The organism is Streptomyces sp. KL109B, from assembly GCF_030766935.1.
Taxonomy (GTDB): Bacteria; Actinomycetota; Actinomycetes; order Streptomycetales; family Streptomycetaceae; genus Streptomyces.
This window is the reverse complement of the sequence record NZ_JASERL010000005.1, coordinates 452,853-473,007: the sequence shown is the minus strand read 5'-3', so window position 1 is coordinate 473,007 and position 20,155 is coordinate 452,853. Positions and strand designations below refer to the sequence as shown.

Below are 20,155 nucleotides of genomic sequence, written 5' to 3'. Positions count from 1 at the left end.
CGTAGATCAGGTCACGGGAAGCTCGACCCGCACCAGCCAATCGGCTCCGTAGGGGCCCGTCCGGGCCGTGCCGCCGAGGAGCGCGGCCCGCTCCCGGACGCCGCGCAGCCCGCTGCCCGTACCGGCCGGGACGGCGGACCCCGCACCCGTGGGCAGCGGATTGCGCACCTCCAGGACGAGCCGCCCGTCCGCGACCTGGAGGACCACGGCGACCGGCACGGTTCCGCAGTGCCGCAGCACGTTCGTGAGCGCCTCCTGAAGGATGCGGTAGCCCTCGCGCGTGACCGGTCCTGGGACCGTGCCCAGTGGGCCCGACACCGTCACGTCGACCTTCGCGCCCGCCGCCCGCGCCGAGTCCAGGAGCCGGTCGGCGTCCTGGAGCGTCGGCCGGGTGCTCGCGGGCCGCTCCGGTTCGCGCAGCACCACGAGGACCCGCTCCAGGTCGTCGAGGGCCGCCCGCCCCGTCTCCTCGATGGCCTCCAACGCCCGGTCCGTGAACGCCCGGTCGCCCGCCGCCCGCGCCGCCCCCGCCTGCACGACGGCGATGGTCAGCGCGTGCCCGATGGAGTCGTGCAGTTCGCGGGCGATGCGGTTGTGCTCCAGGAGTTGTTCGGTGCGCTCCTCCAGGACCGCGAGCCGTTCGGCGGCCGAGGGCCCGAGCAGCAGCGGCGCCAGGCGCGCCATCACCCGGCCCGCGCCCGCCACCACGTACAGCATCACCACCAGGACGAACGGGATCACCAGCACGTGCCACCAGCCGGTGCCCGTGACGACGAACCGCCACGTGGAGTCCACGTGCTCGCCGGCCGCCGCCCCCGCCAACTCCAGTACCAGCGCCATCGCCTGCCCGGAGAACAGCGCCACGCTCAACCCGAGCACATGCCGCAGCACGAGCCACAGGGCCGCCCTGCCCCGGTCGCTCCACGAAGCCGACGGAGCCACCGACACCGTGCCGGCCTCCGCGCTCTCCGCCACGCGCGCGTGCCCACCCGGAAACAGCATCAACCGCGCCTGCAGCCCCTCGGCCCGCCGCATCACCGGCACCAGACCGGCCACCGCGAGCAGCGGCACCGGGATCAGGTAGACCGCCACCCAGTCCCCGGGGGTGGGATCTTCGAGCCCCGGATACACGAAGGAGCACGTGAAGGCGAGCACCGACGCCAGCAGCAGATGCAGCCAGCGGGTGTACGTGACCGCACGCGCGAGCGGCCTCAGCGGGCGGGGCAGGGAGCGGGGCATGCCGTCATCGTGCCAGCCGCCCCGGCAGGCCCGGCCCCCCCGTGCGGGGGAGGCGATGCCCACCGCAGGGGGAGGCCCGCGCCCCGTTCCGCACGCGACGCTGCTGCCATGACCAGCATCGACGTCAAGGACCTCACCAAGGAGTACGGGACGACCCGCGCCGTGGACCGGCTCACCTTCCAGGTCGCCCCCGGCCGCGTCACCGGCTTCCTCGGCCCGAACGGCGCCGGAAAGTCCACCACCATGCGCCTCGCCCTCGGCCTCGACCGCCCCACCTCCGGGACGGCGCTCATCGGTGGCCGCCCCTACGTCACGTACGACGAACCACTGCGCGTCGTCGGCGCCCTCCTCGACCCGCAGGCGGCACACGGCTCCCGCACCGCGCGCGACCATCTGCGGGCGCTGGCCGCCAGCAACCGGATCCCGGCCACGCGCGTGGCCGAGGTCCTCGAACAGGCCGGGATCGCCGCCGTCGCGAAGCGCCGCGTGAAGACGTTCTCGCTCGGCATGCGCCAACGCCTCGGCATCGCGGCGGCGCTGCTCGGCGACCCCGAGGTCGTCCTCCTGGACGAGCCGTCGAACGGCCTCGACCCCGAAGGCATCATCTGGATACGGGAGTTGATGCGCGACCTCGCGCGCGAGGGCCGCACGGTGCTGGTCTCCAGCCACCTCATGAACGAGACCGCGACCTTCGCCGACCACCTCGTCGTCCTCGGCCGCGGCCGGCTCCTCGCCGACACCCCGATGCAGGACTTCATCGCCGCGCACAGCGCCCGCCGCGTACGCGTGCGCTGCACGGACCCCGCCCGGCTGCGCGCCGCACTCGCCCGCGCGGGCCACACGGTGACGCTCACCGACGACGGCCTGTGCACCGTGGCGGACGTCACGGCCGCCGAAGTGGGCGCGCTCGCCGCCACCGAGGGCGTGCCCGTCCTCGAACTCGCCGACGAACAGGCTTCGTTGGAGCAGGCCTACCTCGCCCTCACCGCGAACGACACCGAGTTCGCCGCCACGCCCCTCCAGGAGGCCTGACCCATGAACTCTCTGTCACCCCGCTCCATGTCACCCACCGCCGTACTGCACTCCGAGTGGATCAAAGTCAGGTCACTCCGGGGCACCTTCGGTTCACTGCTCGCCGTCCTCATCGCGACCCTCGCCGTGACCGTCCTCGCCTTCGCGACGATCGGCCAGGCCGAGGCCGAGGCCGAAGACGGCGGCGACCTCCTCTTCGGCGCCTTCTACGCCCTCAACTTCGGCCAGATCGCGGCCCTCGCCTTCGGCGCCACGGCCGTCTCCTCCGAGTACCTGAACGCCGCCCTGCGCGTCTCCCTCTCCGCCGTCCCGAACAGAACCCTCTTCTACGCCGCGAAGATGGCGGTCGTCGGCGCCTGCGGCCTCGTCGTCGGCCTGCTCACCACCTTCGCCGCGTTCCTCGTCGGCCAGGCGTTCATGGGCTCGTACGCACTTGATCTCGGCGACCCGGGAGCGGTGCGGGCCTGCGTCGGCGCCGGCGTATACCTCGCGCTCATGGCGCTGTTCGCGGCGGGACTCACGGCGGTGCTGCGCAGCGCGGTGGCCGTGCTCAGCATCCTCGTACCGTTCCTGCTGATCGTGTCCTTCGTGATCGGGGACGTCGCGGGCGGGGCCGCCGACTACCTGCCCGACCGCGCGGGTCAGCAGGTCCTGCACCAGCACGCCGAGGGCTCGCTCGGCCCGTGGTCCGGGCTCGCGGTGACCGCGCTGTGGGCGGCGGCGGCGCTGTTCGCGGGGTGGTGGGCGGTGCGGCGCAGGGACGCGTGATCCGCCTGCCGGCGGTGGGGCGGCGGGCCGCTGCCGCACGCACTCGAACTCCCGTGCCACCATGGGATCTTGAGCAGCAGTGTCATCAGCGGCATCAGCCGCCCGCCCCGCACGAAGGAGACCCCATGACCGCCACCGACGGGAACCAGCCGGAAGGCCGGATCTCCAGCCACGTCGCGCACAACGCGCGCGTGTGGAACTACTGGCTGGGCGGCAAGGACCACTACGAGGTCGACGAGAAGGTCGGCGACATGGTGACGTCCATGTACCCGAGCATCGGCGAGGTCGCCCGCGCCGACCGCGCGTTCCTCGGCCGCGCCGTCTCCTACCTCGCGGGCGAGGCGGGCATCCGCCAGTTCCTCGACATCGGCACGGGCCTGCCCACCGTCGACAACACGCACGAGGTCGCCCAGCGCATCGCGCCGGACGCGCGCGTCGTCTATGTCGACAACGACCCGATCGTCCTCACCCACGCCCGCGCGCTGCTCACCAGCTCCGCCGAGGGCCGCACCAACTACGTGGACGCGGACGCCCGCGACCCGCGCGCGATCATCGACGCGGCCTCCGAAACCCTCGACTTCGACCGCCCCGTCGCGGTCATGCTTCTCGGCATCCTGAACTTCGTCCTCGACACGTCCGAGGCCACGTCCATCGTCCGCACCCTCATCGACGCCATCCCCTCCGGCAGCCACGTCGTCCTCACCCACCCCACCCTCGAACTGGGCGGCGAGGGCAACACGGAGGCCATGGCCTTCTGGAACGAAAACGCCAAGCCCCCGATCACGGCCCGCACGGGCGCCGAAGTGTCCGCGTTCCTCGACGGCCTGGAGTTCGTGGAGCCGGGGCTGGTGTCGTGTGCGCGGTGGCGTGACGAGGAGGGCGAGCGGGTGGCCCAGTACGGGGTGGTGGCTCGCAAGCCGTGACTGTCGAAGAAGGCGTACGACGCATACCGATTCGCCTTTCGCCTACGGGAGTTGTCGCTTAAGTTCATCGTTCAGGGGCCGCTCAGCGGAAACGGGGGACACGGTGAGCGAGGAACGCGGGGAACATCTCTCGAAGGCGGACATCGACCGGAGATTCGCGGCCATCGTCCAGGACAAACCGGTCTGGTACCTGGTCCCGTCGCGCATCCTGTGCACGATGACCTTCTTCATGTCCCTGTGGCTGTGCATCGCGGTCAACGGCGGCGACATGAACGAGGCGCGCTGGGGGAGCGCGACGCTGATCAGCTTCTGCGTGTCGGTCGCGAGTGGCGCCGTGCGCCGCGTCGCCAGGGCGAGGTACGACCGGCGCGCCCGGCGGTCACCGTGAACCGGGCGCCCGCCGGGCGGCGTTCCCGGTGGCCGCTTCGAGGGCGACCAGGTTGGCGTAGTCGCGTACGTGGGCGATCTCGCCGCCTCGGACCGTGAGCACCAGAACGTTGGGCAGCACGAACGGGCCCGTCGTGGAACTGGTTCCCTCCACCTCCTGCTCGACGACGATGGTGTCGGGGTCCGCGGTGCTGTGCACGGCGATGGTTCGATAGCGCTCGTACCGCAGTGGGGTGGTGCGCCAGAACGCGCTGACGAACCCGATGATGGCCTCCCTTCCTTCCATCCGCGACGGAACGCCTGGCCGCGTGAAGGGGAACTCGTGCACCGCGTCGATCGCGTACACGCGTCTCATGTCCTCGACGGACCGGGCGATCGCGGCCTCGCGCATGGCCATCAGTACGTCGAGTGCTCGGGGTGGCGGTGAGGGTGAAGGTGCCATGGGGTGGTCGTCTCCGTAGCCGTGCGCCGTGCGATGACGCAGAAGCGCAACGTCCTTTTCGTGTCGGGGAGTTCACTGGTGAAATCAGGTCCCTGGGGGCCGCGTACGTGGTGCCGCACCCAGCGAGTGCGAGGAGGACCGTCCGGTGATCGATGTGACCGTGGGGCTGTCGTGGGGATTATCGTGAACCGAGCGTCCGCCGGGCGGCGTTGATGACGTTGTGCGCGTCGGCGCCGTACACGGCGGACTCGCGCAGGGTGCTCCAGACGCGCACGTACGTGGCGATGCTGTCGGCGTCGTCGATCCACAGTTCGGCGTGCCAGTCCTCGACGATCACCCGGCGTTCGTCATAGATCCAGAAACTGTTGCCGGGCCAGATCTTCAGGGAGGCGCTGAAGGGGATGATCCCGAGTTCGACGGTGTCGAGGCCGACGACTCCGGTGATGCGGTCGAGTTGGGAGGCGAGCACTGACGGCGGGCACACGAGTGAACGAAGCGCTCCCTCCCACATCAGGATCCGGCAGGTGTGCCCCGGCCGGTACAGCAACTCCTGCCGCTGGATACGAGAGCGGACAGCGTCCTCGGTGTCGGGTGGTGACCGCATCAGTTCGGCGTGCCGGGTGAAGACGTGTCGCGCGTAGTCCGGCGTCTGGAGCAGGCCGGGGATGAGGCAGCTTTCCCAGATGGTGAGGACGCGCGTCCTGTCGTGCTCGGCCGAGGCGGCGTCCTGCACGGACCGGTGCCCGGCGGCCAGTTGGCGGCGCCAGGAGCGGATGTGGGACTCGAAGCCGCGGAGCCTGGAGAGCAGTTCCTCGTAGGACTCCGGCTGGCCGGTTCCGTCGGCCCACGCGCGCAGGTCGTTGGGTGTGGCGGTCTGCTTGCCGTTCTCCAGCTTGCTGACCTTTACCTTGGTCCATCCTGGCCCGAGGCGTTCAGCCAGCTGTGTACCGGTGAGCCGGCCTTCAGGTGCGGCGAGCCTCAGTTCGCGGAGGCGTACTCCGAGATCCGCGCGCGCCTGCTGATAGTCCGTGCTCACCGGCACTCACCTGCTTTTCACTCCTTCGTCGCGGCCATGCGCGCCACGAAGTCCCTGTAGGGGATGGCGTAATGCCGCGCTACGTCGCGCAGCCGGTTGTACTGATTGACGCGTGCGGGCTCCGAGATCAGTTCGACGCCCGTCAGGTTGTCGTCGTCGTCCCAGAGGCATAGAGCGACGATGTGGGAATCGAAGATCCAGAAGTCCTCGTCGGGAAGGTTGTGTCGTTCGGCGTCCGCGCGCCACATGTTGCGGACCTCTTCGCCTAGGGCGTCGTTGTGCTCGGCGTGCGCGAGTAGGTAGAGCTGTCCCTCGGTGGGCGGGTCGTCGACGATGCGGACCCGGCCGACGTCGGCCCCGTCCTGTGTCTTCGCGCTGATGGTGCGGGCCCACGATGAGTCCATGTCCCACGTCGGCTTCTCGCCGCGCACGAACTGGGCGTAGGTGTCGGTGGCCCGGTCCACGGCGTAGCCCTGGCGCATCTCCAGGTGCCAGGCGCTGTGCTGGAAGTTGGTGAACATCCCTGCGAACGTCTCGGGGTCGAGGATGCGCGGCTCGGTGTCGCGGTCCTTGGGCCCGAAGTCGACCAGCGTGTTGCGGGGCATGACGATGGGGATCTCGTCTTCGTCGATGTGCTGGAGTTGGGCGAGCGCATCCGGGTCGGTGAGCCGTGGACCGTGCACGATGACCTCGCCACTGTTGAGGTCTTCATACACCGCTGGGCAGGAGCCGCCGCCGCTACCGGTGCCGTTGAAGCGCAGTCGTCGGGCCATGATCGTTCCCTTCTCCGGGGCTGATCCGCTAAGCATCACGCAGTCCGGAGGGCCACGAGTCGGCTTGGTCGGGCCGTTGTGAATAACTTCGCGTAACTCTGGCGGGAGGTCAAGAAACTTCGGGTAACTCGCCTAGTGCAGATCAATTGCCCATCCTTAGCGTCCTGTTCATGGCCGGACGAACCAAGCCGCAGGAGGTCGATCCCGAGACGGCGGCGGAATCCCTGCGATCGGCGCTGAGCGAGGCGGGCATTGTGCTGCCGTCCCTCTCGGTAGACAGTGCCTCTCCGCACCTACGTCTCGTGGAGCTGGGGCGCATCCGCGCAGATGTGGCCATGCGGCTGGCAGAGGTGATCCAGCAAGGGGGTCGTGAAACATGAACGAGGAGTACGGGATTGGCGACTTGGTCGTTGATACCGAGCACAACAAGGCGGGCTACGTGATGGGCTACGAGGGGGCGTATGTCCAGCTCCGGATCCCAGGCGGCGGCCGGGAGTGGGACGCCCGCCCTGAACTGCTGCGGCCGCCCGACGAGGGCGAGCAGCTGCGGGCGAGCATCGTCGTTCACAGTCTCCTGTCCGAGAGGTGTGCGGCATGCCCAAGTCCGTGATCACTATGGCGACGTGGCTGTTGTCCCCGGACCGGGAGCCGGATGCGGAGCCGCTGACGCGGAAGATGGTGTGCGTCGTCTGCCTGGAGGACGGTACGCCGGAATGTGAGTCACCGCCGTACGAGGACGGTGTGGACGGAGTGCTCGCCGCGCAGGAGTGGGTGTTCCGGCACGTCGGGCACCATCCCGTCCACCACACCTACCGCGAGATCATCACCCGGCCCTGGCGGGCGGTGATGACGCAATGAGCGCGGGGACTGCTCCCCGTCGCGGCACCCACACCGATGCGCCCGTCGCGGAAAGTCCGTCCCCCGTGCGGACGCCCCGGGCGGCTCTCCACGTGCCTGCGCGGTGACGTCCGAAACGACTCGGCTAGGCGGCAGCCTCCCGCAGCCGCGCATACTCCTCCGCCATCGTCGCCGCCGTCCAATGCGCGTTCAGGCCGCTGGGGTTGGGCAGGGCCCACACGCGGGCGCCGCCGATCGTGCGGTCCTGGGGGCCGATCTTGGCGTGGCGGTCGCCGAAGGCGGAGCGGTAGGCGGTGACGCCGACGACGGCGAGCCAGGTGGGGCGGAGGAGGGTCACCTTTTCCTCCAGGAGGCGTCCGCCCTCGCGGTACTCGTCCGCGCTCAGCTCGTCCGACCGCGCGGTGGCGCGCGCGACGACGTTCGTGAGCCCGAGGCCGTACGAGAGGAGTTCCCGCTGCTCGGCGGGCTTGAGCTGCCGGGGTGTGAAGCCGGAGAGGTGGAGGACCGGCCAGAAGCGGTTGCCCGGGCGGGCGAAGTGGTGGCCGAGCGCGGCCGACATGAGGCCCGGGTTGATCCCGCAGAAGATGACGTCGAGGCCGCTCGCGACGACGTCCGGAAGCAGACGGTCGCGAGCGGCCTCGAGGTCGGCCTGCGTAAGGCGGGTCAGAGGATCGCTCCCGGCGTGTAACCGGCGGCCTCGGGGTGCCGCTTCACGATCTCCTCTACGCGGGCCACGATCTGCGCGACCTGACCGGCGGCGGCACCCGTGAAGGACAGCTTGTCCGCCATCAGCTCGTCGAGCTGGGCGCGGTCCAGCGGGATGCGGGAGTCGGCGGCCAGCTTGTCGAGCAGCTCGTTGCGCTCGACGCCCTGCTCGCGCATCGCGAGGGCGGAGGCGACGGCGTTCTCCTTGATGGCCTCGTGGGCCTCCTCGCGGCCGACGCCCGCCCGGACGGAGGCCATGAGGACCTTCGTCGTAGCGAGGAAGGGGAGGTAGCGGTCCAGCTCGCGGGCAACGACCGCCGGGAAGGCGCCGAACTCGTCGAGCACCGTGAGGAAGGTCTCCAGCAGGCCGTCGAGTGCGAAGAAGGCGTCCGGGAGGGCCACGCGGCGGACGACCGAGCAGGAGACGTCGCCCTCGTTCCACTGGTCGCCCGACAGCTCGCCGGTCATCGACGCGTAGCCGCGCAGGATCACCATGAGGCCGTTGACGCGCTCGCAGGAGCGGGTGTTCATCTTGTGCGGCATCGCGGACGAGCCGACCTGGCCCGGCTTGAAGCCCTCGGTGACCAGCTCGTGCCCGGCCATCAGGCGGATCGTCTTCGCCATGGAGGACGGGGCCGCGGCCAGCTGGACGAGCGAGGTCACGACCTCGTAGTCGAGGGAGCGCGGGTAGACCTGGCCGACCGAGGTGAAGGCCTGCGAGAAGCCGAGGTGGGCCGCGATGCGCTGCTCCAGGTCGGCGAGCTTGTCGGCGTCGCCGCCGAGCAGGTCCAGCATGTCCTGCGCCGTGCCGACCGGGCCCTTGATGCCGCGCAGCGGGTAGCGGTTCAGGAGCTCCTCGACGCGGCCGTACGCGACGAGCAGCTCGTCGGTCGCGGTCGCGAAGCGCTTGCCGAGGGTGGTGGCCTGCGCGGCGACGTTGTGCGAGCGGCCGGCCATGACCAGCTCCGCGTACTCGCCGGACAGCTTGCCGAGGCGGGCGAGGACGGCGACGGCGCGGTCCCTGACCAGTTCGAGGGAGAGGCGGACCTGGAGCTGCTCGACGTTCTCCGTGAGGTCGCGGGAGGTCATGCCCTTGTGGACGTGCTCGTGCCCGGCGAGGGCGTTGAACTCCTCGATGCGGGCCTTCACGTCGTGCCGCGTGACCTTCTCGCGCTCGGCGATGGAGGCCAGGTCGACCCGGTCGAGCACGCGCTCGTAGTCGGCGATCGCGGCGTCCGGGACGTCGATCCCGAGGTCCTTCTGGGCCTTCAGCACGGCGAGCCAGAGCTGCCGCTCCAGCTTCACCTTCTCCTCGGGGGACCAGAGGGTGGCGAGCTCGACGGAGGCATAGCGGCCGGCGAGAACGTTCGGGATACGGGGCTTTGCAGGCGCAGTCACGTGGAGGAAGTTTACCGGGCGTCCCTACAGGCTCCGAACCATCGTCCGAATGTAGGAACGTACAGGTCGGCGGGGCTGTCGTGGGGCGCCTGCCGGAGCGGTGCCGGAAGGGTGCAGGTGTTTAGTATTGACGGGCTTTGTTTGGCGTGACTTAATTTCGCTGTGGTCGACAAGGAGCAGTCGGAGGAGCAGGAACAGTCGGAGGAGCCGGTCGTCGAGGACGGGCCGAGTCGCGTGGTGGGGGCCGCGATCAAGCGGCTGCGCACCGAGCGCGGGCTGACGCTGCGGACGCTCGCGGAGCGCTGCGGGCTCTCGGCCGGGTTTCTCTCGCTGGCCGAGCGCGGCATCAACTCGCTCTCGCTGACCTCGCTCTTCGCGCTGGCGAGCGCGCTGGACGTGGACGCAGTCGAACTGCTCGGCGCGGCCGGGCGGCGCGGCAGGCGCGAGTACGCGGTCACCCGGCACGACGACCCGGACGTCGCGCGGATGGCGCTGGGCGAGCGCGAACACCGCGTTCTGACGGCCGAGTTGCCGGACCAGCGCATCGAGACGCTGGCCACGACGGTGCAGCCGACCGCCGAGCCGTCGCCGGTCACGCAGCACGACGGCGAGGAGTTCTGCTACGTGCTCCGCGGTGAGCTGGCGTTCCTGTTGCCGGAGGAGACGGCCGTGCTCGGCCCCGGCGACTCGATCCACTTCAAGTCCCGTGTCCCGCACGCCATTCACAATCGCGGCAGCGACGTCGCGGAGGTGCTCTGGACCGTCGACCGCCCCTTGCTGCGGAGGCCCGACGGCACGATCTGCTGAAGTCGTGGAGAGGTAGAGGTGGGTATGAGCGAAACAAGCGATACCGATACCCGTGCGGTGGGCGAGGCGCCGCCCGGCGACCACCGTGACCGTCGGTTCTTCGGGCATCCGCGCAGCCTCGCCACCCTGTTCTTCCTGGAGATGTGGGAGCGGTTCTCGTACTACGGGATGTCCGCGATCCTCCTCTACTACCTCTACGACCGGACCTCCGACGGCGGCCTCGGCCTCGACAAGCCGACCGCCGCCGCCCTGGTGTCGGTGTACGGAGCCCTCGTCTTCATGTCGGGCGTGCTCGGCGGCTGGGTGGCCGACCGGCTCCTCGGGATGCGGCGCGCCGTCGTGCTGGGCGGCGTCGCGATCATGTGCGGGCACCTGGCGCTCGCGGTGCCGGGCGGGCTGCCCGCGCTGCTGGTGTCGATGGTGCTCATCGTGCTCGGCACGGGGCTGCTGAAGCCCAATGTGTCGTCATTGGTGGGGGAGTTGTACGCGCCGGCGGACATCCGTCGCGACGCCGGGTTCTCGCTCTTCTACATGGGCATCAACCTGGGCGCCTTCATCGCCCCGTACTTGGTGGGCACGCTCGGCCAACAGGTCGACTACCACCTCGGGTTCGCCCTCGCCGCGGTCGGCATGGCCGCGGGACTCTTCGGCTACGTACGAGGGCGGGCGCGGCTCGGTGGGGCCGGGGACGCGCCCACGAACCCGCTGCGTACCGGTGAGCGCCGCCAGGTGGCCGTGCGGATGTCCGTGGGCGTCGCGGTGGTCGCCGTGGCCGTCGCGGTGTTCGGCGCGGCCGGTTCGCTCACCGTGGACGCGCTGATCAACGCGGTGTCGGTGCTCGCCGTGCTGCTGCCCGCCGGCTACCTCGTCATGATGGTGCGCAGCCCGCGCACGGACGCCGTGGAGCGGTCCCGGCTGATCGCGTACGTGCCGCTGTTCATCGGCGCCGTCTGCTACTGGGTGGTGAACGAGCAGACCGGTTCGGTGCTGGCCCAATTCGCCGACCAGCGCACCGACTTGGAGGTCTTCGGGTTCGCGGTCCCGTCGTCGTGGTTCCAGTCGCTCAACCCCATCGCCACGCTCGTCCTCGCCCCGCTCTTCGCGTGGCTGTGGATCAAGTGGGGCGACCGGCAGCCGTCCACGCCGCGCAAGTTCGGCACCGGACTGCTGCTCGGCGGCGCCTCGTTCGTGCTGATGGCCGGACCCGGACTCCTGAACGGCACGGACGAGCCCGCCAGTCCGTGGTGGCTGGTGCTGAGCTACGTAGTCGTGATCTGCGGATCGATGTGCCTGTCACCCGTGGGCCTGTCGGCCACCACCAAACTCGCGCCGCGCGCCTTCCTGGCCCAGATGATGAGCCTCTGGTTCCTGGCCTCCGCGGCGGCGGGCGGCATCAACGCGCAGTTGGTGCGGCTCTACACCCCCGAGACCGAGATCCGGTACTTCGCCGGGGTCGGCGCGGCCGTCATGGCGGTAGGCATTGTCATGCACCTGCTTACGCCGTGGGTGCGGCGCCGGATGGGCGGCGTGCGGTGAGCCCGCATGCCGCCAAGGGCCACCAGTCGGAAGAGAGGGAGAACAGCATGCGCACAGTCGTCGTCGGCGCCGGTATCGCCGGTGCGGCGGCCGGTTACGAACTGGCCAGGAACGGGGTCGACGTGACCCTCGTGGACCCCCGGACCCCGGGGCGCGCCACGTCCGCCGGGGCGGGCATCATCTGCCCGTGGTCCTCCCGGGTCGAGGACCCGGACTGGTACCGGTTCGCGCGCGCGGGCGCCGAGCACTACGAGGAGCTGCGCGCGGCCCTCGCCGCCGACGGCGAGACGGAACTCGGGTACCGGAGGGTCGGCTCGCTGCGGCTCACCACGGAGGACGAGGCCGATGACGTACTGCGGTACGTGTCCGGGCGCGCCGCCGAGTCCCCGCTCGCGGGCGACGTGGAGCTGGTCGACGCCCGCCGCGCCCGCGAACTCTTCCCGCCGCTCGGCCACGAAGGACCCGCCGTGCACATCCCCGGCGCGGCCCGCCTCGACGGCCGGCTCGTGCGGGACGCGATGTGCCGGGCGGCGGTGAAGCACGGCGCCCGGGTCGTGGAGGGCGCGGCCGAGGTCGTCGCCGACGGGCCCGGCGGCGCGGCGCGCGGCGTGCGGGTCGACGGCGCGTTCATCGGCGCGGACAGCGTGGTCGTGGCCGCCGGCGCGTGGGCGCCCGCGCTGCTCGAACCGCTCGGCGTCACCCTGCGGATCGCGCCGCAGCGCGGCCAGATCGTGCACCTGCGGCTGCCGGGCACGGACACCACCGACTGGCCGGTGGTGCTCCCGATGTCCAGCCACTACCTGCTCGCCTTCGACGACTCCCGGGTCGTGGTCGGCGCCACCCGCGAGGAAGGCTCCGGCTTCGACCACCGGGTCACGGCGGCCGGGCTGAAGGAGGTCCTCGACGAGGCGCTGGCCGTGGCCCCCGGCCTCGCCGACGCCACCCACGTCGAGACCCGCATCGGCTTCCGCCCGGTCGGCCCCGACATCCGCCCGCTGCTCGGCGCGGTCCCGAAGGTGCCGGGCCTCGTCGTGGTCAACGGCCTCGGCGCCTCCGGACTGACGATGGGCCCGTACGCGGGGTCGCTCGCGGCGCGCCTCGCGCGCGGGGCGGACCCGGGCACGGACCTGGCGGCGTACGACCCGCTGCGCTGAGGCCCGGAAGGGCCCTACGCGAACGTCCGGTGCGTGACGCCGAGTTCACTCAGCAGCTCCATCGCGCCGGGCCAACTCCCGTACCCAGAAGCGGGGTTGAGGTGGCCGACCGGGCCCAGGTCGACGAGCCGGCTGCCCCAGTACGCGGCAAGCGACGCCACCCGGTCGTAGCGTGCCAGGGGGTCGTTCCTGCTCGCGGCGACCACGCTGGGGAAGGGGAGTCGCTCCCGGGGCACCGGGGACCAGCCGTGCTCGCGCAGTTCCTTGCGGGACGGGTAGCCGTCCGGCAGGGCGGTCTCGAAGTCGGGCGGGGCCGCGAGCAGCGCGCCCACGACGCGCGCGCTGTGCCGCCGCGCCCAGTGGACGGTGGTCAGCACGCCCGCGCTGTGCGCCACGAAGAGGACGGGGGTGGTCGTCTTGGCCACCTCCCGTTCCAGCGCCGCCACTTGGGAGGCGCGGCCGAGGCGGTCGCGGGTCAGCGGCGGCACGGTGCGGGATCCGGGGAGTTCCCGCGCGAGGTGGGTCTGCCAGTGGTCGTCGACGTGGTCGCGCAGGCCGGGTACGAACACCACGGTCGGCTGTTGCGGATGGTTCACGGTGGGGGCTCCAAGGTGCTCGTGGCGGAGGTAGTGGCGGTAGTCGTGGCCGTGGCCGTGGTCGTGGCCGTGCGGCGCAGGTCCTTCTCGTACGTGCGTCTGCCGATGGCGAAGGCCGTGGCGCCGAGGAGTGCGACGAGCGGGATCACCCGCAGCGCCCCCGTCAGGCCCAGGTGGTCGGCGAGGACGCCGGTCAGGGCGGGGCCCGGTGCCAGGCCGATGAGGCTGTTGGCGAGGGTGAGCGTGGCGAGCGCCGTCGCGGCGATCGCGGCCGGGGTCAGGCTCGCCACCATCGCCGCCGCCGGGCCCGAGGTGCCGCCCGCGAGCAGCGTGCCCAGGCCGACCAGGGCGAGCTGCGCCGGACCGGTCGGCAGCAGGAAACCGGCGGTCAGGAGGGTGAGCGAGCCGAGGCTGCAAACGATGGCCACGGTCCAGTTGCGGATCCCGGCGCGTCTGCTGAGCCGGTCGGCCACGGCGCCGCACAGGATCATGCCGAGCCCGCCGATGAGGGCGAACGCGCCTGCCGCCAGGCCCGCCTTACTGGTGGGAAGCCCGTAGGACCGCTCCAGATAGCTGGGCATCCACGTCAGCAGCGCCATCGCCAGGAACATCTGAAGGCCGCTGCCGACGTAGGCGCACACCACGGACACCGAGTTGAACAGGTGCGGCAGTTGGGAGCGGATCGGCGGGCGGCGGGGACCCGTGGGAGGGCGCTCGCCGAGCTTGCGCTCCTTGACCACCAGGCCGTAGCCGACCGCGAGCACCAGCCCGTACAGGCCCATCACGCCGAACGCCCAGCGCCAGCCGTGCGCCTGCGCCACCACGCCGCCGACCGAGACGCCGAGCACCGAGCCGAAGGAGCCCCCGGCCATGAACGCCCCGGCCAGCGTCGCCCGCAGGGACACCGGGAACACGCTCAGCACGACCGCGATGCCGACGCTTCCGTACGCCGCCTCGCCGACACCGACCACGAAGCGGGCCGCGAACATCTCGCCGTAGCCCGCCGCGACGGCGCAGCCCAGCGTCGCCAGGCTCCACACCGCGGCGGCCGCGACCAGGATGCGCACCCGGCCCCAGCGGTCCGCGAGCAGGGACAGCGGGAAGGTCAGCACGCCGACCATCAGCGCGACGACCCCGCTCAGCGTCCCCAACTCGCCGTCGGAGAGCAGCCATTCGGCCTTCAGCATCGGGAAGACGGCGTTCAGTACCTGCCGTGACATGTAGTCGGACAGGAGCAGGGCGAAGCTCAGGGCGAACACGAGCCACGCGTAGCGGCGCGACACGGCCGGTGGTGTGTCCGCGGACCGTGACGTCAGGACGGCGCCCGCCATCAGAAGGGTCGATCGCCGGTGATGCCGGCGCGCTCCATGCGGCGCACGGCGGGCCAGTAGTCCTGGACGGCGTAGTGCTGGGTGGAGCGGTTGTCCCAGATGGCGACGGAGTTCGGGGTCCAGCGCCAGCGCACCTGGTACTCGGGGACGGCGGCCTGGCTGATCAGATAGCGCAGGAGGTCGGCGGCGCCGGGCGCGTAGTCCTGGCCGAAGCGCACGTTCTCCGGGCGGTGGTAGTTCACGAAGTGCGTGGTGAACGCGTTGACGAAGAGGATCTTCTCGCCGGTCTCCGGGTGGGTGCGCACCACCGGGTGCTCCGGGTCGGGGAAGCGTTCCTTGAGCGCGTGCCGTTCGGCGATCGGCATGACCGCGCCGAACGTGGCCTCGATGCTGTGCCGGGCGCGCAGCCCCTCGACGCGCCGCTTGACCCGGTCGGGCAGCCGCCGGTACGCCTCCGCCATGTCGATCCACATGGTGTCGCCGCCGACGGCCGGGCCCTCGACGCAGCGCAGCACCGCGCCCATCGGCGGGCACTCGCGCCACGTCGCGTCGCAGTGCAGCGCGTTCTCGTAGTGCTCGGGCTTGGAGTCGAGGTCCTTGTAGATGCGGACGAGGCCGGGGTGTTCGGGGTCGCTGCCCGCCACCGGGTGGTCCTCAAGGGGGCCGAAGCGGGAGGCGAACGCGACGTGTTCGGCGCGCGTCATGGTCTGGTCGCGCAGGAACAACACCTTGTACTGGAGCAGGAGTTGGCGGATCTCGGCGAACAGGTCGTCGTCGTGGGCGGCGTCGCCGAGCTGAACCCCGTGCAGCTCGGCGCCGAGGGTGCAGGTGAGAGGTGCGACGGACAGGGGTGTGCGCGTGCGTACGGACATGGTGGCTCCCGTGGTTCAGAGGACGAAGACGGACGAGCCCGTCGTGCGGCCCGACTCCAGGGCGCGGTGCGCGTCGACCGCGTCCGGCAGCGCGAACCGCTGCGGGATCCGGACCGTGATCCGGCCGGCCGCCACGTGGTCGAACAACTCACCGGCGAGCGCGGCCCGTTCGGCCGGGTCCGCGATGTAGTCGGCGAGCGCGGGCCGGGTCACGAACAGCGAGCCGTGGACGGCCAGTTGCATCGCGTCCAGCGGCGGCACCCCCGACGCGGTGCCGAAGCAGACGAGGAGTCCGCGGCGGCGCAGCGAGGCCATCGACGCCTCGACGGTGTCCTTGCCGACGCTGTCCAGGACGAGCGGAACGCCTTCCCCGCCCGTGAGTTCACGGACCCGCTCGGCGACGTTCTCGCGCCGGTACAGGATGGTGTGGTCGCAGCCGTGCTCCCGGGCGACGGCCGCCTTCTCCGGTGTCGACACCGTGCCGATGACGGTGATGCCGAGCAGCTTCGCCCACTGCGTGAGGATCAGGCCGACGCCGCCCGCCGCCGCGTGCAGCAGGATCGTGTCGCCGGCCCGCAGCGGGTGGATGCGGCGCAGCAGATACGCCGAGGTGAGCCCGCGCATCGTCATCGCGGCGGCGGTGTCGAAGCCGATCGCGTCCGGCAGCTTGATCAGCGAATCCGTCGGCATCACCCGCTCGGTGCTGTACGCGCCGAGCGGGCTGCCCGTGTACGTGACCCGGTCGCCCGCCGCGAACTCCGTGACACCGGGGCCGACTTGAAGGATCACTCCCGCGCCCTCGACGCCGAGCCCTGCGGGCAGCGGCGCCGGGTACAGGCCGGTGCGGAAGTAGGTGTCGGCGAAGTTCAGGCCGACCGCCTGATGCCGCACGCGCACCTCGCCGGGGCCCGGGGCGGCCACGTCGACCTGCTCCCAGCGCAGCACGTCCGGGCCGCCGGTCTCGTGGAAGCGGACCGCGTACGCCATCAGCGGCCGCCCTCGGACTCGACGTTGACAGGACGCAGCATGGCGCCGCGCTGCCCGGGGACGCGATTGGGCACCATGCCCAACTGCGCGAGGGTCTCGTCGGTGCTGTCGTACCACTCGCCGAGCCGGTAGATCTCGCGGGCCTCCGGTCCCGAGGCCACCTCGCGGCCGACCGCGTCGGCGATCCGCACCATCTGCTCGACCTGCTGCACGGACGACATCCGCTCGCCCTTCCTCCGCCACAGGTTGTCCTCGTTGCCGACACGGACGTGCGCGCCGAGCGCGATGCCGACCGCGTTCATGGGGGCCACCGCGCGCATCGACGCCTCGATGGTGAGGACGGCGCCGTCCGGCACGCGGCGGATGAACTCGACCAGGTCGGCGGGGTGCCGGCCCGCGAAACCGCCGCCGATCGCCACGTAGTTGAGGACGAGCGGGCCGTGGTACTCGCCCTTGCGGATGAGGCGCTCGACGGTCTCCAGCTGGGACAGGTTGGCGAGCTGGAAGTGCGGCTGGATGCCGTTCGCCCGCAGCCGCTTCAGGTGCTCCAGGTAGAACTCGGGCCCCGCCTCGACGACCATGTCCCGGTACGCCTTGTAGTAGCCGGGCTTGGCGATGGACGTGCCCTCGATGTCGGCGTCGTCGAAGAGCTCGACGATGTTCATCTGGTTGGTGTTGATCGCGATGGTGACCTGGTCGGGCGCGGGCGAGACCTCCGCCAGCATGTGACGGGTGTCGTAGCTCAGCCACTGCGCGTCGCCGCCCTCGTCCTCCGGGGCGAAGGAGATCGAACCGCCGATCTGCAGCACCATGTCGGGCACGGCCTCGCGCAGCCGCCCCATCAGCTCGTTGAACATCGACAGCCGCTTCGAGCCGTGCCCGTCCAACTCCCGTACGTGGATGTGCAGGACGGTGGCGCCCGCGTTGTAGCAGTCCACGGCGGCCTGTACGTGCTCGTCCATGGTCAGCGGCAGGTCGTCGGCGTCGCCGGGCAGCCACTCGGGGCCGTAGGGCGCCACCTGGACGACCAGCTTCTGCTGGTTCTCGGGGTAGAGGGAGTCGTCATGGAAATGCATGGATACGTACCCTTCGGTGCGGTTTCTCGCCTACCACCGACACGTTAAGGACGGGTTACGAGAGCCGCTTAACCGAAAGGGACAGCCAACTTGTCACTTGGGGACAGGAGTTGACGCACCCGTGCCCGTGCGCCGGGCCCGCCAGGCGCGCGGGGTGCAGCCGAACTGGTCGCGGAACCAGCGCGAGAAGCCGCTCGGCGCGGAGAAGCCGAGGAGGAGCGAGACCTCGGTCAGTTGATGGCTCGGGTTCGCCACCAACTGTTCCGCGCGGCGGGCCCGCGTGGAGTTGAGCAGCGAGGAGAACGTCTGCCCGGCCGCCGCCAGATGCCGGTGCACCGTCCTGCGGTCCACGCCGAGGCGGTGCGCGACCTCCTCGATGGAACAGCGGCCCGTCGGCAGCAGCGCCTCGATCAGCTCCCGCACCTGGTCGACGAGCGCGGCCCCGCGCGGCTCGGTGACCGAGTCGAAGAACTGGCGGGCGTACGCGTGCAGCAGCGGGTCCGAGTGCGGATTGGGGGCGTCGAGGTCGTGGGTGTGCAGCACCAGGCCGTCGAAGTCGCGGTCGAACTCCACGGCGGGGCCGAACAGGCGGCGGTGCGTGCCGAGTTCGGCGGGCGCGGAGTGCGTGAAGCAGACCGCGACCGGGCGGCAGCGCTCGCCGAGGATCTCCCGTACGACGTGGTGGAAGACGGCGACGGCCAGCTCCGTCGCCTGCCGGGTGGGCGCGGGCTCGCCCGACTCCAGCCACACCTTCAGCACCGACCGGTCCCCGGATTCGTCGAGGCGGCCGTGCAGCATCTCGTTGTACGCGTCCTCGTGCCGGATCAGGAGTTCGAGCGCGCCGCGCAGGGTCGGCTCCTCGCGGGCCACGAGGCTGATCGGGCCCAGGTTCGCGAACCGGCGCCGGCCGGCGAGCAGCAGGCCGAAGTCCTCGCGGCGGGCCGCGGCGGCGGACCGTTCCAGTAGGCGGGTCACCGCGGGGCCGGGGATCCAGTGGTCCTGTACGGAGAGTTCGGCGGGGCGCAGGCCGACCTCGCGCAGGAGCGGGTGCGGGGCGATGCCGAGTGAGCGGGTGAGGGGGACGTAGCCGCTGAGCGCGGCGCTGCGGACGCGAGGCTTCATGGTCACGCTCCTTGCCGGGCCCCGTGGCACGAGTGAAACGGGTGGGGCGGCGGGTTGGCAAGGGTTTCGGTCTCACGGGGGTGCGGTCGCGGGGCTCTGCCCCGGACCCCGCTGCCTCTCGTCCGACGGCAGGGCGTGATGATGCGGGACCGTTGGCGGGGCGTGATGATGCGGGACCGTCGGCGGGGCGTGATGATGCGGGACCGTCGGCGGGCTGTGTCGAGGAGAAGGGTTCTAGGGGCGGGAGTCGTCCGGGTACGGGGACAGCTCTGCGCGCTTCGGGGAGCGGCCGTCGCCCGAGGAGCGGCCGGTCAGGCGGCGGGCGATCCAGGGGGCCAGGTGCTGCTTGGCGAAGCGGGCGTCGGCCGCGCGGCGGGTCAGCCAGTTCGGGGGGACGGCGGGGGCGAGCGCGGCGCGCCAGTCGGACTCGGGCTCGTAGCCGAGCGTCTGCCAGACCGCCTCCGCGACCCGGCGGTGGCCCTCAGCCGTGAGGTGCAGCCGGTCGACGTCCCACAGGCGCTGGTCGCCGAGGACCGGGGCGCCGTACAGGTCGACGACGACGGCGCCGTGCTTCGCCGCGAGGTCGTCGATGCAGGTGAACAGCTCCTCCATGCGCGGCCGGAAGCGCTCCATCACCGGGCCGTTGCGGCCGGGGCTGCGCATGAGCACCAGCTGCTCGCAGGACGGGGCCAGCGTCTCCACGGCCCGGGTCAGCAGATCGCGGACGCGGACCATGTCGCACTTGGGGCGCAAGGTGTCGTTGAGGCCGCCGACCAGCGTGACGACATCCGCCTTCATCGCGGCGGCGACATCGATCTGCTCGTCGACGATCTGGCCGATGAGCTTTCCGCGTACGGCGAGGTTCGCGTAGCGGAAGTCGGGGGTGCGCGCGGCCATCCGGTCGGCGAGGAGGTCGGCCCAGCCGCGGTACGAGCCGTCGGGCAGCAGGTCCGACATGCCCTCGGTGAAGGAGTCGCCGACCGCGACGAGGCTGGTGTGGGTGGGGTTCGTGTGCATGGCTGGACAGATCGTATCCCGGGGCAACGAAGCGGTGTGCGCCGCGGGTCTGGTGCGGCCGGGCCCGGTGGCGGTATGCCAGGAGCGCGGAGCCGC

Annotated in this window: 23 protein-coding genes; 10 read left to right on the top strand and 13 right to left on the bottom strand. The window is 71.3% G+C overall.

The features are described from left to right. Nucleotides 1–6: 6 nt before the first annotated feature. Nucleotides 7–1,227 carry a sensor histidine kinase gene (locus tag RBJ65_RS20230; RefSeq protein WP_306317645.1) on the bottom strand — a complete coding sequence of 407 codons (1,221 nt, stop codon included), beginning with the start codon at nt 1,225–1,227 and terminating at the stop codon, nt 7–9. 120 nt (nt 1,228–1,347) lie between these two features. Here RBJ65_RS20230 and RBJ65_RS20225 point away from each other — a divergent pair, with 120 nt between their 5' ends. From RBJ65_RS20225 to RBJ65_RS20210, 4 genes are all read left to right on the top strand, one after another. Beyond that, a complete protein-coding gene (locus RBJ65_RS20225) occupies nt 1,348–2,271 on the top strand; it encodes an ABC transporter ATP-binding protein (protein WP_306317607.1) in 924 nt (307 codons plus the stop codon). Between the two features lie 27 nt (nt 2,272–2,298). Beyond that, entirely contained in the window at nt 2,299–3,039 is a 741-nt protein-coding gene (locus tag RBJ65_RS20220) for an ABC transporter permease (protein ID WP_306317644.1), read from the top strand. Nucleotides 3,040–3,164: 125 nt separating this feature from the next. Continuing rightward, on the top strand, nt 3,165–3,962 hold the full coding sequence (locus tag RBJ65_RS20215) for an SAM-dependent methyltransferase (RefSeq protein ID WP_306317606.1): 798 nt from the start codon (nt 3,165–3,167) through the stop codon (nt 3,960–3,962). A 103-nt stretch (nt 3,963–4,065) separates the two neighbouring features. After that, the gene (locus RBJ65_RS20210) at nt 4,066–4,350 is read left to right on the top strand and encodes a hypothetical protein (RefSeq protein WP_306317605.1); all 285 of its coding nucleotides are present in this window, start codon (nt 4,066–4,068) and stop codon (nt 4,348–4,350) included. Here RBJ65_RS20210 and RBJ65_RS20205 read toward each other — a convergent pair. The 3 genes from RBJ65_RS20205 to RBJ65_RS20195 form a co-directional block, all read right to left on the bottom strand. Next, nucleotides 4,342–4,791: a nuclear transport factor 2 family protein gene (locus RBJ65_RS20205; RefSeq protein ID WP_306317604.1), complete on the bottom strand. Its 450-nt coding sequence runs from the start codon at nt 4,789–4,791 to the stop codon at nt 4,342–4,344. The genes RBJ65_RS20210 and RBJ65_RS20205 overlap by 9 nt on opposite strands. A 178-nt stretch (nt 4,792–4,969) precedes the next feature. Beyond that, nucleotides 4,970–5,827, bottom strand: a complete 858-nt coding sequence (locus RBJ65_RS20200; RefSeq protein ID WP_306317603.1) for a helix-turn-helix transcriptional regulator — start codon at nt 5,825–5,827, stop codon at nt 4,970–4,972. 17 nt (nt 5,828–5,844) lie between these two features. Beyond that, the gene (locus RBJ65_RS20195; RefSeq protein WP_306317602.1) at nt 5,845–6,600 is read right to left on the bottom strand and encodes a DUF6879 family protein; all 756 of its coding nucleotides are present in this window, start codon (nt 6,598–6,600) and stop codon (nt 5,845–5,847) included. 170 nt (nt 6,601–6,770) lie between these two features. On the opposite strand from RBJ65_RS20195, the gene RBJ65_RS20190 reads away from it, so the two are divergent. From RBJ65_RS20190 to RBJ65_RS20180, 3 genes are read left to right on the top strand one after another with little or no spacing between them, the layout of a single operon-like run. Next, on the top strand, nt 6,771–6,980 hold the full coding sequence (locus RBJ65_RS20190) for a hypothetical protein (RefSeq protein WP_306317601.1): 210 nt from the start codon (nt 6,771–6,773) through the stop codon (nt 6,978–6,980). Beyond that, nucleotides 6,977–7,210: a hypothetical protein gene (locus RBJ65_RS20185; protein WP_306317600.1), complete on the top strand. Its 234-nt coding sequence runs from the start codon at nt 6,977–6,979 to the stop codon at nt 7,208–7,210. The genes RBJ65_RS20190 and RBJ65_RS20185 overlap by 4 nt, the downstream gene beginning before the upstream one ends. After that, entirely contained in the window at nt 7,195–7,458 is a 264-nt protein-coding gene (locus RBJ65_RS20180) for a hypothetical protein (protein WP_306317599.1), read from the top strand. Before RBJ65_RS20185 ends, RBJ65_RS20180 begins: the two co-directional genes overlap by 16 nt. A 124-nt stretch (nt 7,459–7,582) precedes the next feature. Here the strand turns inward: RBJ65_RS20180 and mug are convergent, their stop codons facing one another. Further along, nucleotides 7,583–8,125, bottom strand: coding sequence for a G/U mismatch-specific DNA glycosylase (gene mug / locus RBJ65_RS20175; protein ID WP_306317643.1), 543 nt, complete (start codon nt 8,123–8,125; stop codon nt 7,583–7,585). Beyond that, nucleotides 8,122–9,561 (bottom strand): adenylosuccinate lyase, encoded by a 1,440-nt coding sequence (gene purB, locus RBJ65_RS20170; RefSeq protein WP_306317598.1) that lies wholly within the window; start codon nt 9,559–9,561, stop codon nt 8,122–8,124. Before purB ends, mug begins: the two co-directional genes overlap by 4 nt. 162 nt (nt 9,562–9,723) lie before the next feature. Between purB and RBJ65_RS20165 the strand changes: the two genes are divergently transcribed. From RBJ65_RS20165 to RBJ65_RS20155, 3 genes are read left to right on the top strand one after another with little or no spacing between them, the layout of a single operon-like run. Then, complete coding sequence (locus RBJ65_RS20165) at nt 9,724–10,368, top strand: helix-turn-helix domain-containing protein (protein WP_306317597.1); 645 nt, start codon at nt 9,724–9,726, stop codon at nt 10,366–10,368. Nucleotides 10,369–10,392: 24 nt separating this feature from the next. Then, a complete protein-coding gene (locus RBJ65_RS20160) occupies nt 10,393–11,904 on the top strand; it encodes a peptide MFS transporter (protein ID WP_306317596.1) in 1,512 nt (503 codons plus the stop codon). A 47-nt stretch (nt 11,905–11,951) separates the two neighbouring features. Next, a complete protein-coding gene (locus RBJ65_RS20155; RefSeq protein ID WP_306317595.1) occupies nt 11,952–13,058 on the top strand; it encodes an FAD-binding oxidoreductase in 1,107 nt (368 codons plus the stop codon). 14 nt (nt 13,059–13,072) lie between these two features. Here the strand turns inward: RBJ65_RS20155 and RBJ65_RS20150 are convergent, their stop codons facing one another. From RBJ65_RS20150 to RBJ65_RS20120, 7 genes are all read right to left on the bottom strand, one after another. Further along, nucleotides 13,073–13,654: an alpha/beta hydrolase gene (locus tag RBJ65_RS20150; RefSeq protein ID WP_306317594.1), complete on the bottom strand. Its 582-nt coding sequence runs from the start codon at nt 13,652–13,654 to the stop codon at nt 13,073–13,075. After that, nucleotides 13,651–14,985, bottom strand: a complete 1,335-nt coding sequence (locus RBJ65_RS20145; RefSeq protein ID WP_306317593.1) for an MFS transporter — start codon at nt 14,983–14,985, stop codon at nt 13,651–13,653. Before RBJ65_RS20145 ends, RBJ65_RS20150 begins: the two co-directional genes overlap by 4 nt. Next, nucleotides 14,985–15,857, bottom strand: coding sequence for a TauD/TfdA family dioxygenase (locus RBJ65_RS20140; RefSeq protein ID WP_306317592.1), 873 nt, complete (start codon nt 15,855–15,857; stop codon nt 14,985–14,987). The genes RBJ65_RS20145 and RBJ65_RS20140 overlap by 1 nt, the downstream gene beginning before the upstream one ends. A gap of 15 nt (nt 15,858–15,872) precedes the next feature. Beyond that, nucleotides 15,873–16,844 (bottom strand): quinone oxidoreductase, encoded by a 972-nt coding sequence (locus tag RBJ65_RS20135; protein WP_306317591.1) that lies wholly within the window; start codon nt 16,842–16,844, stop codon nt 15,873–15,875. After that, nucleotides 16,844–17,920 (bottom strand): 3-keto-5-aminohexanoate cleavage protein, encoded by a 1,077-nt coding sequence (locus tag RBJ65_RS20130; RefSeq protein WP_306317590.1) that lies wholly within the window; start codon nt 17,918–17,920, stop codon nt 16,844–16,846. Before RBJ65_RS20130 ends, RBJ65_RS20135 begins: the two co-directional genes overlap by 1 nt. A gap of 93 nt (nt 17,921–18,013) precedes the next feature. Beyond that, nucleotides 18,014–19,042 (bottom strand): AraC family transcriptional regulator, encoded by a 1,029-nt coding sequence (locus RBJ65_RS20125; RefSeq protein WP_306317589.1) that lies wholly within the window; start codon nt 19,040–19,042, stop codon nt 18,014–18,016. Between the two features lie 234 nt (nt 19,043–19,276). Next, on the bottom strand, nt 19,277–20,059 hold the full coding sequence (locus tag RBJ65_RS20120; protein ID WP_306317588.1) for an SGNH/GDSL hydrolase family protein: 783 nt from the start codon (nt 20,057–20,059) through the stop codon (nt 19,277–19,279). Between the last annotated feature and the right edge of the window lie 96 nt (nt 20,060–20,155).

Bases quoted from the DNA above. Each gene is read 5' to 3' on its own strand.
- RBJ65_RS20125 (WP_306317589.1), bottom strand. From the start codon at position 19,042: ATGAAGCCTCGCGTCCGCAGCGCCGCGCTCAGCGGCTACGTCCCCCTC.
- RBJ65_RS20135 (WP_306317591.1), bottom strand. From the start codon at position 16,844: ATGGCGTACGCGGTCCGCTTCCACGAGACCGGCGGCCCGGACGTGCTG.
- RBJ65_RS20120 (WP_306317588.1), bottom strand. From the start codon at position 20,059: ATGCACACGAACCCCACCCACACCAGCCTCGTCGCGGTCGGCGACTCC.
- RBJ65_RS20190 (WP_306317601.1), top strand. From the start codon at position 6,771: ATGGCCGGACGAACCAAGCCGCAGGAGGTCGATCCCGAGACGGCGGCG.
- RBJ65_RS20185 (WP_306317600.1), top strand. From the start codon at position 6,977: ATGAACGAGGAGTACGGGATTGGCGACTTGGTCGTTGATACCGAGCAC.
- RBJ65_RS20145 (WP_306317593.1), bottom strand. From the start codon at position 14,985: ATGGCGGGCGCCGTCCTGACGTCACGGTCCGCGGACACACCACCGGCC.
- RBJ65_RS20205 (WP_306317604.1), bottom strand. From the start codon at position 4,791: ATGGCACCTTCACCCTCACCGCCACCCCGAGCACTCGACGTACTGATG.
- RBJ65_RS20140 (WP_306317592.1), bottom strand. From the start codon at position 15,857: ATGTCCGTACGCACGCGCACACCCCTGTCCGTCGCACCTCTCACCTGC.
- RBJ65_RS20155 (WP_306317595.1), top strand. From the start codon at position 11,952: ATGCGCACAGTCGTCGTCGGCGCCGGTATCGCCGGTGCGGCGGCCGGT.
- RBJ65_RS20220 (WP_306317644.1), top strand. From the start codon at position 2,299: ATGTCACCCACCGCCGTACTGCACTCCGAGTGGATCAAAGTCAGGTCA.
- RBJ65_RS20130 (WP_306317590.1), bottom strand. From the start codon at position 17,920: ATGCATTTCCATGACGACTCCCTCTACCCCGAGAACCAGCAGAAGCTG.
- RBJ65_RS20180 (WP_306317599.1), top strand. From the start codon at position 7,195: ATGCCCAAGTCCGTGATCACTATGGCGACGTGGCTGTTGTCCCCGGAC.
- RBJ65_RS20215 (WP_306317606.1), top strand. From the start codon at position 3,165: ATGACCGCCACCGACGGGAACCAGCCGGAAGGCCGGATCTCCAGCCAC.
- RBJ65_RS20160 (WP_306317596.1), top strand. From the start codon at position 10,393: ATGAGCGAAACAAGCGATACCGATACCCGTGCGGTGGGCGAGGCGCCG.
- RBJ65_RS20195 (WP_306317602.1), bottom strand. From the start codon at position 6,600: ATGGCCCGACGACTGCGCTTCAACGGCACCGGTAGCGGCGGCGGCTCC.
- RBJ65_RS20225 (WP_306317607.1), top strand. From the start codon at position 1,348: ATGACCAGCATCGACGTCAAGGACCTCACCAAGGAGTACGGGACGACC.